The organism is Caballeronia sp. INML3B, assembly GCF_023631305.1.
Classification (GTDB): domain Bacteria; phylum Pseudomonadota; class Gammaproteobacteria; order Burkholderiales; family Burkholderiaceae; genus Caballeronia; species Caballeronia turbans.
Map to the genome: position 1 here is coordinate 1 of NZ_JALQDI010000042.1, position 12097 is coordinate 12097.

The window sequence follows — 12097 nt, forward strand, 5'->3', positions numbered from 1 at the left end:
TCCAGCGAGTGACGGATTTCGCCGCCGGCCTCAAGTACGCCCGAGAACTCGGCGAATGACTTGTGTGTAATCGCATGGGTTTTATGTGGGCGCGCAACGCGCGTCCGTTTTCTGTTCCACTGGGACGCGTTTCATAATAGGAGTAGTCGTGCCACGCTCGCCTCTATTTTCACTCGACCTGCTAACTGATCCTGACGACAGGTGCGCGAAACCACGCGAATGGGATCGTCAAAGTTATCAAGAAGCCATCATCCCGTTTATTGATCCGGCTGGATCAAGTAGCGATGCAAATCCACTTTTGGATTCGGGCTTATTTTAATTAAACACGACAGGGAGACTTTTGGAATCCATCTAATCCAACTAACTCGTATGGCACTTTTACATATTTTTCCGCTTAACGTGACGGTTCATCTAGCCGAGTCGGCTCGTCTGAGTGATCTGGAGTTTGAACTGAGGGATAGTGACGTCATACCTGCTGGTTGCCGAGCAGGAGCTTGCGGTGCTTGCGTCATCGAAGTGCTCAATGGATTTGGCTGTCTCAGCGAGCCAACCGAACGGGAACTCAAGCTTCTAACCTTCCTCGGTTACGACGACGGAAGATTCAGACTGGCCTGCCAATGCAAAATTAATGGCACCGCCACCATCAACACCGAAATCTAGAATCCTATTTTTAAATTAGACGAACAGAGAAAATATCATGTCAAATCGAGTCCACAATGTCGGCTTTCCTAATTCCGTGCCTTTTATCAACACAAGCGAATCGTCGATGTTGAGAAAGGAAATAGACAAGATTATCGACCAGCAAGTCGAACTCTGGTATCAAACGGTTCCCTATGCCGCTCACCTTGAAGGTGAAGTAGTCGATCCGGATTACTATCGCCGCCATTTGATCGAGACCGCTTGGAGAATTCGTCTTTTGCGCGTCGTTGAGTCGAAGGCCCTTGCCGAAATCGCCAAGCGTAGTCCGAGGGCCGCGCAGATATGGGCCAATTACGAGCGGGAAGAAATGCTTCACGACCAGCTTTTTATCCAGGACCTGGCCAAAGCTGGGGTCAGCCGTGAGCAATTTCTGGCGACCGAGCCATATTTGTCCACCAAATTGCTTTCTGGATTTTTCTCCTATTTGCTCGATCATGAAGATCCTCTCGGGGTGGTGGCGTATTCGTACCTGGTGGAATACGTCAATGTAAAGCTCGAGCCCAGAAAGATCGATGCTCTCAAGCAATCCGTGGGCGAAGACAACATATCGGGCCAGGTCGCGCATTCTCACACGGATATCAATGACGACCATCCAGGTGAAGTCTGGGACGTGATTCGTCATCTGCTCAGAAACGACGAAGACATCGAGCACTTGAAGCGATACCTTGGCGAGCATCAGAAAGTGCTGGGACTCTATTTCACCGAGTTGTACGAAGACGTGATGGAACCCAAGCTTCGGAAGGCAGCGGCATAAGAGGAGAAGGTGATGACCAAAGAAAGGAATGGCGTTCTACTGCTAAGCCATTGCGGATTTTCCTTTATGGAGGATCTCTTGGAATCGGTCAAGGCCCGAGGCTTCCGCGGCATCGTTCTGTCGTCACGGCCACTGCCCGAAGTCGAGGCGACGCGCCTTGTGGAACTTGAACAGAAAGCGGACCGGCTGATTACAACGCAATCCCATGCCTTGACTGCCGAGGATGTCGAAGCCACGCTCAAAACTTTGCAAGCTGATGGCGAGACCCTGCTCTGCTGCATTTGCGTGTGGGAAGGCTACCGGGATCTCATGGCGCTGGCGAACCAGAACCTGGGTGTACCGGATCTTACGCCCGCCCAGGTCGGCATGCTGCGCAATAAGCGCGAATTGCGCAACACGCTGGAGACTTTGGGCCTCACGCGTGCTCGCGCTCACCGGTTGACCCCGGAAACGCTTGATGAACTTAAAGCGAGCGGTCGAAAACTGTTCGTCAAGCCAGTGTGTGGAATCGCCTCTTACGGCGCGTTTTCGTTGCGCCCCGAGACTACCTGGGAGGATCTCATCAAGGTCGCCGACGAAGCGTCCGACGATGTCATTTATCAATCGGCGTTTGGTAACCGACTCGAATTTCTAGCGGAGGACTACGTCCCTGGCCGGGAGTTCAGTTTTGAAGTCATCTTGAGCAACGGCGACGTGAGCGTACTCGCCGTACACGAAAAGTGCGAGCTGACCGAAAACGCCACGACCGTGCTCGAGAACAGTTGTGTATGCCCTCCCTGCAGCATCGATGCAGACGCGATAGCGCAAGGCCAGCGTTGGATCAACGAGATTTTTAAACAACTGGATTGCAAATGGGGTTGCTTTCATATCGAGGCACGCTTCGATACGGGTCGATGGGATTTGATTGAGATCAATCCGCGGGTTGGGGGGAGTCTGATCTCGGCGAGTGTGAAGTCGCTGAATGGTCAGCACAGCATGTTGGATCTCTGGTTGGATCTGCTGGTCGACGCGTCGCTGGGTCAGTCCGCACTGAACGCTCGGCGCAACAAGCTAAAAGCTTTGGCATTTGACATGGACGGCACGCAGCGTCATGCGAAGAGTACATTCTTTCGCGTTTATTTCGCCGAGCCGGGCAGGATAGAACATGTGGCCGTCGAAAATCACTTGCCCAAGCCCGTTGTTTCGCAGATTTTTCTGAAGGCGGGAGACGACGTGCAGGCGAGTTCTCGCGAGGTTTTCCTGGGCCAATTGTTGTGGCACTTTGACCTGGCCGAGCGTGAGACTCTATTGCCAGTAATAGTAAAGAATTCCAACAGCGCAGTCACTGTACGCTATGCGAAGGAGCGAGCACGATGATACATGCTCAACCAATCCTGCTACTCGTTGATTACAATCTTTCGCGGGTCGCAGATGTAAGGCAGATGGCTTGCTATGCGAAAGTCCGTTATGGTGCGCAGTCGCTACTCATCCGTTCTACGCCCACTGATGTCGACCGAGCGATCTGCGATGGCGTTATCGACCTCAATCCGCGCGACGACGACTTTGTTGAAAGGGCCCTCGTGGCACTCGCACCATACCGCGCACGACTTGCAGGTGGGCTGGTGTTTTCCGACAACGCTGTGCAAAGCGGGGCCTTGCTTCTCGAGGCACTTGGGCTAGCGGTGGATTCCGGCACCCTCGCTGAAGGGGCGTTCAGCAAGCACGCGTATCGGTCGCTTGAGCAGAGACATCGGGATATCTTCGGGCCTCAAGGGATGATGGTCCCGGATTGTGCACCGATCCGGAATCTGGCCGATCTAACTGAATTTGCCGTTCGGCATCCCGGGGGATTTGTCGTCAAGCCGAGCTGTGAAGGTAATAATCGGGGCGTGGTCACCATGCGCCAAGGAGACGACCTCGCCGCCGTTCTGAAGGAGGTTTCAACGTATCTCTCTGACGGTGTGATTTGCGAAGAACTCATTCCCTATCGCCGTGAATTTTCATTCGATGGAATCGGTAGCCTGTCCTTTATTACAGAAAAGATCAGCGCGACCGGCCGATACCCTGTCGAGCTCGGACAAGTCTTGCCAGCGCGAATCACACCTCGCGAACGGAATACGATATCGGTGGCCGGACGTTTGGCCAACTTGCTGGTCGGACAGCGCAATGGGCCGTTTCACAATGAAATCAAGCTTAGCGACGACGGCCATCGCGCAGCCGTTGTCGAACCGAATCGCCGGCCGGCAGGCATGAAGATCTGGACGATTGCGTCGCTGGTCTATCAAGTCAATCTTTACCACCTGTGGGTCGATCAGGCATTCGGCGAAGAAATTCCGCGCGAATTACCACAAGCCAGCCGCCAGGCGGCGACCGTGATGCTTGGGGTGGCGGAGGACACCGACGTCATCTCGGCGATGGGCGCTGACGCGAGCGTCTTGCTCGATCACGTAGTTTTGCCGTCGCTGCAAAGTCGCTTTCCATCTCTGCGAAGCGGTGACCTGGAATTGCATGAGTTCTGTTGGTTGCCGGCGGAAGCTCGGCGCATTCACGCCGTTCCCCGGGACAACGCTGATTTCATCGCACAGGTATGTCTGACGACGACCCGCGATGACATTGATATCCGGGATCTCGCGTCCAACCTGCAAACGGTTTGGAAAGCGTCGTTTCATCAATATGTACGCGGCTCATGCCTCCGCCAGGCGGTCGACGTCGCCCAGTGCGACGGATAGCGAAGCGGCGGCCAAAAGCTGTCGTGGCGCGTGATAAGAGCCGTTTCGGAAGGCAGCGCATGACGTATCGATCCAAAAGAGATTAACGCATTTATCAGCGAGGTCTGCTGTCGTGAGAATTCTTATTCTGCATCGTATCCCCTATCACAAGATCGATTATCACCTCGGCATCGATCATGATCGCCATGACGTTTACTACATCGGCACGGAGAAGAATCTTGCAACGATTCCCGCTTCGCTTCCGTGCAAACAACTGCTTCGCCCTGGTACCGATCGCGCGAGCGACGAAGTCATTGCCATTATCAAATCGCTCGACATCACGTTCGACCGGGTACTCTCACTGTCCGAATATGAATTGCTGGATGCCGCACGAGTGCGCGACGCACTGGGCATAAGCGGACCGGGAGTTGCGAAAGTCGAGAAGGTGCGCGACAAGTTGCTGATGAAACGTCTGGTCGCGCAGGCTGGCCTACGCGTTCCACGCGCCATCGCGCTGGCTGAGTTTATGGACAACCCCGGCATCGCCGACTGGTTCGGCAGAACCGTCCTCAAGCCGCTCGACGGTGCGTCAAGCGAAGACGTCGTGGTCTTCGACTCACCCTCTGCGATGCTCACGGCGCTGCACGACCACCGAACCGGCGTATATAGCCTCGACGACGCGACTCGCGCGTTGGCCACCGCGCGCTTTGAGATCGAAGAATTTGTTACCGGACCCATTCTGCATTTCGACGGACTCGTGACAGACAGTCGGGTCGCGGTTGTTGTCGGCAGCCGCTACGTGGGCACTTGCCTCGACTACGCGTCGGGCATGCCTCTGGGATCGGTGCAGATCGACGACGATCCGGTTGCACGCGAGTGGGTCCAGAAGGTCGTGTCAGCCGTTGAAATCCGTGACGGCAGCTTCCATCTCGAGGCAATCGATAATGGCGGTTCTCTGGTCTTTCTGGAAATAGCCAACCGCGTTGGGGGCGCCGACGTGGTAGACACTTTCAGAATGCGCACCGGCATACACCTGCCATCGTGCGAGCTGAAATTGCTGATCGGTGAAGCGGTTGAGCTGCGCACCACGCCTGATTCTGGCGTCCGCTACGGTTGGTTTGTGTTGCCAGGCCATCACATGCCTCGCGGAGGGTGCCATCTTCACGGATCGCAAGGGTTCGTCTCGCATCCCTGGATGGCTCGTTGGAATCAGCTCGCGCACGGCCAACCGCTGCCCCGGCACATTACCTATCAAGCCACCGAAGCTCCGGCTGCCGGCGTCATTGCTGGCCCGTCCACCCAAGATCTTGAACACCTGCTCAAGGATCTCTTTGCGTCGGTGCGGATCGAATCCCTGCCACTGGACGCGGCAGCCTAAGGAGAATGTTATGCAGCGCGGTGTAATCCTCCGGTTCTTGCTATCGCGGGCAGCCTCTTCGCTCGGAGACCAGTTCCTCATGTTCGCGGTGCCATTGATCGTGTACCGCAGCACGGGAAGCGTCGCCATGTCAGGCCTCGCGTTTTTTATCGAATGGTTGCCGCGAATCTGTTCATTGCCAATCGCCGGTAACCTGTGCGACCGGCTGGACAGTTGGCGCGTGTACGGCTTCGCGGACACGGCGCGCGCGATAGCCTGCGCATGTGTTGCCTGGCTGGCGTTGGCGACACCGTCGAATTCGTTTCCAATCATTGCGAGCTTGAGCGCGGTATGCGCGTTTTTCTATGCACAGGCGTTCATTGCGCTCGAATCGACCGTTCCGAGGCTCGTGATGCCGGAACAAATGCACAAGGCGCAGGCACTTTTGCAAGCCATCGATCAGACAGCCAGTATTGCGGGGCCAGCCTTGGCCGCGCTGCTTGCCGCGCGATTTCCGCCCAGCGGCTTGTTGTGGGTCGCTGCTTCGGTGTTCGGTCTCAGTGCGTTGTTGGTATGGTCATTGCGAAACGACCTTCATCGCACCGAACCGCGAAGTGCGGGACACCGACAGGGTTTCAATGCTGGCGTAGCTGCGGCCGTCGGAGTGTTACGTGACAAGCCTGTTCTCTGGGCACTGATCGCATTGAGCATGGGGGTGAACCTGATTGTCGGCGTCGCGCTAGCCACCGGTGCGGCGATTACCACTGGTCGGTTCGGGCTTCCGAACAGTCTGTTCGGATTTCTCCAGACCATCGTTGGAGCTGTTGCGCTCGCCAGCTTCTTGGCCGTTCCTTATCTGACGCGCCGTTTATCCGTCTACTGGATTGGTGTCACCGCGTTCGGAATGATCGTCGTAGGGGGGCTGCTTATGGGCATGGCATCGTCATTTCCGGTGTTTGTGCTGGGCTATGCGCTTAGTTTTGCGTCTTGCGGTCTATTCAATGTATATATCCGCACGGAGCGCGCGCACTGGATTCCCCGCGATCAACTGGGCAGGGTCCTGAGCCTGATCGTATTGCTGAATCAATTGAGCCTGCCCGTGGCCGGCTTGATTGTGGCCACATTCGGCGGCCGTCTCGGTGTTCAACCGATTTTCATCGCGGTCAGCATGCTCGGACTTCTGACTTACGCAGCGTTGTGGCGCTATCTGCAACGCAATTCACGTACGGCCGATTCGCTTCGCATGATGGTCGTCAAAGTCGAATGACGCACGGCTCGGCGTCACAGCGCATTGCCGTGGCGCGGCGACCCATTGATGTACCTTACGAGCGTATTGTCGCGTTGAGATATGCGGCGACCGAGAAAAGCGGCTTCCGAAAAGGTACTCCTCGGACCTCAACTCAGCTTTTTCGATCCATGCAGCGACCGCAACGCGAGCGTGCCCTGTAACCTCGAACTGCACGGGCCGTTTAGTCTTGCGCCGCATTATCATCGCGCGGGGAATATCTGATTGCCGTGCGTCACGTCGCGAACATGCAGGTTGAACGAGCTCGCACCCGCGCAGCTTGCTGTCGATCGCAAGATTGAATAGCGCTAGATCATTAACCCGTGCGCGTTCTGAAGGTAAATCCGGATTGCCCAGATCTCTTTCGGCTTCAGCGGCGGCTTTTGACCAACCAACTTGCCTTTGTTCCAGAGCTCACGGCTTAGATTAGAATCACCGCCCCGATTCGCGGAAAAGAGGCGACGCGATGAACCGGAATTGCAGGCGTCGCTCGCCGTCCCCATCGACGGTTGCACACCGGCTCCGCGGCAGCGCCGCCCGAAGGCAATGGATGTGTATTGACAGCCCTGGTCCGAATGCAGAATAACTCCCTCATGGCGCCGCTGCTGAAACGCGATGTCCAGCGCGTGCCACATTAGTGCGGTATCCAAAGGGTTCGACATCGCTCAACCAACGATGCGCCGGCTGAATACGTCAAGCACCACGGCCAGATAGAGAAACCCCTCGCCGGTCGGAATATAAGTGACATCGGCCACCCAAAGTATGTCCGGACCCTCAGCACTGAAGTGCCGGCGTACCCGGTCCGGCGCACGTCGTGGCCCCGCACGTTGCCGCGTAGTACGCGGCCAGCGCCGTCGGCTTGCCCCGAATAGAGCAGGCGTGCCATTGTGACATGGGCCAACCGGCTCGGTCCGCTTTCAAGAATCCGCATCCTTCGAGGATGCGGCTCCTGTCCCGCCGGGAGAATCAGGCCGCCGCGTGAGCGAGAATGTCGCGCTCGATTTTTAATTGCCGATTTTCGCGGCGCAGACGTGTGAACTCCTAACGCTCGGCCGTCGTCGGGCCATCGTGACGCACGCCGGCGTCCATGTCAGCCTGTGCTACCCCGTCGACTATTGCCTGCACGCTAGGTTCGAACGCCTGCGCCGACTCCTCAGCCGTTCGCTCCGCCTTCACCAGCTCGACCAGGTGAGCCCGGAACTCCGCCGGCTACGGTGTTCGATGCTTGCCCATTTGGCACCCCTCATCCAAAGGATAGGAGTCCGTTTTGGCGGGTCAATTTCACGTTCCGATAGTTCGGCATTATTAGGTAATGCTTCACGAGCAACGGCGCGGTGATGGTCACCCCTGCGTCCTGACGCCGCTTTTCACCCGCCCAGTAAGCCACTTTAAACCGAATGGAAAAAATTCTGCGAACCACTATTCTTTATGCGGGAGGCCGGCGGTTGAGAGGTATTCGAGCAGAAGGAGTTAACAAATTGATCACTAACATATTGCGCCGCGCGTCCAGGGCTACGTGGGTATCGGTTTTGCTGCTGACCACCGCTCCTCACGCCTACTCTGGCTCCGGGCAGAAAGAACCACCGGTCCGTGCCGCGCCAGCTGAGCACGACACCGCCTCCCAAGCCCAGGCTCGGGCGATTCTGATGAAAATGGCGGAGTTCCTTGGGGGGACGCCGAGCTTTCGTGTCGGTGTGCGCAGCGGGTACGACGCCGTGCAGCCGTCCGGGCAGAAAATCGAATTCGGCGAATACCGCACCGTTACGTTGAGCCGGCCGGATCGTATGCGCGTGGAAAGCGAGCGCAGCGATGGCGCAAAAACGCTCGTTGTGCTCACCGGGAAAGAGATCGTTCTGGTCGATCTCGCCAGCAAAGTCTATGCGACGGCGCCGCAACCTGGCAGTCTGGACGAGAGCATCGTGTATTTCGTCAAGGATCTCGGCATGCGCCTGCCGCTCGCGGCGCTCCTGTTGAACTCGCTGCCTGAAGAATTGCAAGCCCGGGTACGGTCGGTGGACTATGTGGAGAAGACGAGTATCTCCGGCACTGCGTCCTATCATTTAGCCGCGCGTACCGACACGGTGGATTTTCAGGTGTGGATAGCCGATGGCGACAAACCTCTGCTGCAGCGGATCGTACTAACTTACAGAAAGGCGGTGGGCCAGCCTCAGTTCTGGGCGGACTTTGTCGACTGGGATCTTGCGCCCCAGCTTAACGATGCGACATTCTCGGCACAGATTCCCGATGGCCTGCAAAAAGTCGCGTTCGCAGCGCAGCTTCCCCGTGCGTCGCCCACGGCTCGCCAGTCGTCTGCGAAGAAGGGGGCGAAATGATGAAAACCGGATCATGGGATCGTGTCGTCACGGCACTCGTCGCCGGAGTATTCGCGCTGGGCTTGATGAATCAAGCGGAGGCACGAGGCGAGAGAGGCGGTGGTGCTCGCGGTGGTGGTGGCGGCGACGGCGGCTTTTCCCGTGGCGGGGCGGCGTCGTCTGGAGGGTTGTCATCCGGCGGCACAACCGCGGCGCAAGGAGGCGCGAAGCGTGGTGGCGGCCAATCAGCGGCGGCCCAACAAACTCTGGCCTCGCGCCAAGCCACCGCAACTTCAACTTCAAGTGCGAATCAGAGTGCGCGCCAGAGTTCGGCGAGTTCGAGGCAGGCAACCTCCAGCCAAAATCAGGCTAACCGGCAGCAGAGCACGAGCGAGAACCAGGCGCAGCGCCAAGCTACGTCGAGTCAGAACCAGAACGCACGACAGACCGCGGCGGCTCAAACGACCAGCCAAAACCAGAGTGCGCGTCAATCCACCGCTAAGGAGATGCAAAACACGCGTGCTACGAACGTGACCAACGTGCAGAACAACTACTCGGGCGGTTGTTACGACTGCAACTCGGATTGGGACGGCGGTTCTGCGGCGGCCGGATTTGTGGCCGGGGCAATGGTGGTCGGTGCGGCCGCTGCCGCAACCACACCGCCGCCCGCAACCACCACCGTCGTCGCTGCGCCTGCGCCTGTCGCGCCGCCGTGCAACGTCGCCCCCATCGCCGTTAAGGACGTGCCGTACTATAAGTGTGGCGCGACGTGGTACGCGACGGGATATGGGAGCGGCGGCGTGGTGTACACGCAAGTTCCGCCACCGCCCGGATACTAGGCAGAACGTGCAGCAAGAACCGCCGCGCGAACTCATCGAGTTCGAGTGTCATAGTCTTGTTGCACGTGCGTCCGTTGACGCGATAGTCCTTCCAGGGCGAGGTGACGCCATGTTCGTCGAGCGCCACCAGACGTTGGTTGGAGATCCGCGACTCGGTGCGTGTAACGCGACAGATAGGCCAACACCGCTTTGGGCCCGGCAAAGGGGCGCTTGGCATACACCACCCGCTTCCATGCGCGCATTGACGCGAGCCACTTGGTAAAAGCAGCCACATCGTCGAGGTGCACGTATTCGCCGAAGAAGCGCAACTGGCCGCGGCGATAGGTGGGCCTCGAGTTCTGCGAGGAAGCGTCGCCGGAACAAACGCGAGTGCACGCGCACTGGAAGGAAGAAACCCGGCCTGCATGCGACCCACCGGTTTCCATCCGGAAGATGGTCAAATCTCGAACCGCACGTAAATAGTTGGCCTGGGTCTTCGGCGCGAGTCGGCGCATGCGCATGTTGTCCATGAGGACGTTCAACTTGCTCGGCCGCATGAACGCCACTGTCGCGAACACGCGGACGAAAAAAACCCGCCGAAACGGGTGAACCACCGTGGAGATCTGCTTCAGCTCAATTCCAATGGCGAAGAGGAAGGTTATCTCGTAAACGAAAAACGCAAACCGAAGATATATCGCTGGCATTTGAACGCTATTTTTAATCGCAGGATGCCGAACGAACACACATGTTGCTTTCGTCGCGGACAGTAACTCCAGGCGACGTGACCGCGCGTGTTGCTGTCGAGCGACAAACTTTACGACACGATAGATTCGGACACCCAATTGCGATTATCGTCGTATCGCGACAGCAACTTCTCCGCAGAGAGGACGGCGCGGTACGGGGTGACGTGAAGCGTTTAACGAAGACAGCCCACAACCCTGGAGTAGCAAATGAAGAAAACTCTCATTGCCGGTGCGGCGCTGGCTACCTTGGCCGGCTCGGCGCAGGCGCAAAGCAATGTCACGCTTTACGGTCTGATCGACGCAGGTCTGACTTACACGAACAGCCAGATCACCGGCACCGGAGCAGGAGGTCACAGCAACTGGCAGATGACGAGTGGCGGCGTACAGTACAGTCGTTGGGGGCTGCGCGGAGCGGAAGATCTCGGCGGCGGGTTGCAGGCGATCTTCACTCTGGAGAACGGCTTCAATCTGAACAACGGGCAGTTGTCGTCGGCCAATCGCATCTTCAACCGCTTGGCCTACGTCGGAGTGTCCAGCCGGGATTTTGGCTCACTGACCTTGGGACGTCAGACTGACGGCATGGTTGACTTCGTAGGGCCGCTCTCGTTGACCGGCACACAGTATGGCGGCACCCACTTCGCACATCCGTTCGACGTCGACAATTTGAACGACTCGTTCCAGATCAACAATTCGGTCAAATATCAAAGCTCGAATTTTGCCGGCTTCAGGATCGGGGCCTTGTATGGCTTCTCGAACCAGGCAGGTGGTTTCGCGAACAACCGTGCGTACAGTGTCGGCATGTCGTACATGTGGGGACCGTTGAACTTTGGCGCCGGGTATTTGCATCTGAACAACTCGGCCGGCACCCCGGCACAACTCAACACGAACGGCGCTGTCACCGATACGCTCGGGACCTCGTTATCAGGTCTTCTGACGCCGACCGCCGTGCCATTAGGTGCACTCGCTCGCCGGCAACAGACGTGGGGCGGAGGCGTCAACTACGCGTTCGGTCCGTTGGTCGCGGGCATCGTCTATACACAAACGAACCTGACCGAGCTGTTCCTCACTGGCTTCAATACCCACTTCCAGAACTATGAAGGAAACATCCGGTTCGCTTTGACACCAGCCGTTATGCTGGCGGCCGCCTACACATACTCACGGGCCGGAGGCAACGCCGGGAGTGGTGCTCCGCACTGGAATCAGGTGAGCGCGCTCGGGAACTACGCCTTCTCGAAACGCACGGACGTCTATATTCAAAGCACCTATCAAAGCGTAAGCGCGAGGGCTGGCAACCCGCTGGGAGTCGCCTGGATCAACGGTGTGAGTTCACCCGCATCGACATCGAATCAGATCGAGGCCACCGTCGGCGTGCGTCACCGTTTCTGATTGGAAGCTTCGGACCGGGGAAGTCGCGCTAAGGGTCAATTCGGGAACCGCCGATT

10 protein-coding genes and 2 pseudogenes are annotated in these 12097 nt (G+C 57.6%); 9 read left to right on the forward strand and 3 right to left on the reverse strand.

Features of this window, described 5'->3' with window-relative positions:
• Nucleotides 1-369 precede the first annotated feature (369 nt).
• The 6 genes from NCS58_RS19930 to NCS58_RS19955 all read left to right on the forward strand — a co-directional run bounded on the left by NCS58_RS19930 (nucleotide 370) and on the right by NCS58_RS19955 (nucleotide 6764).
• Nucleotides 370-660, forward strand: a complete 291-nt coding sequence (locus tag NCS58_RS19930) for a 2Fe-2S iron-sulfur cluster-binding protein (protein WP_086960972.1) — start codon at nucleotides 370-372, stop codon at nucleotides 658-660.
• A gap of 37 nt (nucleotides 661-697) precedes the next feature.
• Entirely contained in the window at nucleotides 698-1453 is a 756-nt protein-coding gene (locus NCS58_RS19935; protein ID WP_061117942.1) for an iron-containing redox enzyme family protein, read from the forward strand.
• Nucleotides 1454-1531: 78 nt separating this feature from the next.
• The gene (locus NCS58_RS19940) at nucleotides 1532-2809 is read left to right on the forward strand and encodes an acetyl-CoA carboxylase biotin carboxylase subunit family protein (RefSeq protein ID WP_250477481.1); all 1278 of its coding nucleotides are present in this window, start codon (nucleotides 1532-1534) and stop codon (nucleotides 2807-2809) included.
• Complete coding sequence (locus NCS58_RS19945; RefSeq protein WP_061117940.1) at nucleotides 2806-4161, forward strand: acetyl-CoA carboxylase biotin carboxylase subunit family protein; 1356 nt, start codon at nucleotides 2806-2808, stop codon at nucleotides 4159-4161. The genes NCS58_RS19940 and NCS58_RS19945 overlap by 4 nt, the downstream gene beginning before the upstream one ends.
• 112 nt (nucleotides 4162-4273) lie before the next feature.
• A complete protein-coding gene (locus NCS58_RS19950) occupies nucleotides 4274-5518 on the forward strand; it encodes an acetyl-CoA carboxylase biotin carboxylase subunit family protein (RefSeq protein ID WP_061117939.1) in 1245 nt (414 codons plus the stop codon).
• Nucleotides 5519-5528: 10 nt separating this feature from the next.
• On the forward strand, nucleotides 5529-6764 hold the full coding sequence (locus NCS58_RS19955; RefSeq protein WP_250477482.1) for an MFS transporter: 1236 nt from the start codon (nucleotides 5529-5531) through the stop codon (nucleotides 6762-6764).
• 39 nt (nucleotides 6765-6803) lie between these two features.
• Here the strand turns inward: NCS58_RS19955 and NCS58_RS34495 are convergent.
• A pseudogene (locus tag NCS58_RS34495) lies at nucleotides 6804-7177 on the reverse strand (tyrosine-type recombinase/integrase); the annotation flags it as partial.
• Between the two features lie 270 nt (nucleotides 7178-7447).
• A complete protein-coding gene (locus NCS58_RS34500; protein ID WP_409219297.1) occupies nucleotides 7448-7546 on the reverse strand; it encodes a DDE-type integrase/transposase/recombinase in 99 nt (32 codons plus the stop codon).
• Nucleotides 7547-8260: 714 nt separating this feature from the next.
• Between NCS58_RS34500 and NCS58_RS19960 the strand changes: the two genes are divergently transcribed.
• Nucleotides 8261-9115: a DUF2092 domain-containing protein gene (locus NCS58_RS19960; RefSeq protein ID WP_250477483.1), complete on the forward strand. Its 855-nt coding sequence runs from the start codon at nucleotides 8261-8263 to the stop codon at nucleotides 9113-9115.
• A 485-nt stretch (nucleotides 9116-9600) separates the two neighbouring features.
• Nucleotides 9601-9933, forward strand: a complete 333-nt coding sequence (locus tag NCS58_RS19965) for a hypothetical protein (RefSeq protein ID WP_143756323.1) — start codon at nucleotides 9601-9603, stop codon at nucleotides 9931-9933.
• Here NCS58_RS19965 and NCS58_RS19970 read toward each other — a convergent pair.
• A pseudogene (locus NCS58_RS19970) lies at nucleotides 9932-10395 on the reverse strand (transposase); the annotation flags it as partial. The gene NCS58_RS19965 and the pseudogene NCS58_RS19970 overlap by 2 nt on opposite strands.
• 467 nt (nucleotides 10396-10862) lie before the next feature.
• Between NCS58_RS19970 and NCS58_RS19975 the strand changes: the two are divergent.
• On the forward strand, nucleotides 10863-12041 hold the full coding sequence (locus NCS58_RS19975) for a porin (protein WP_250538865.1): 1179 nt from the start codon (nucleotides 10863-10865) through the stop codon (nucleotides 12039-12041).
• The last annotated feature ends 56 nt before the right edge of the window (nucleotides 12042-12097 follow it).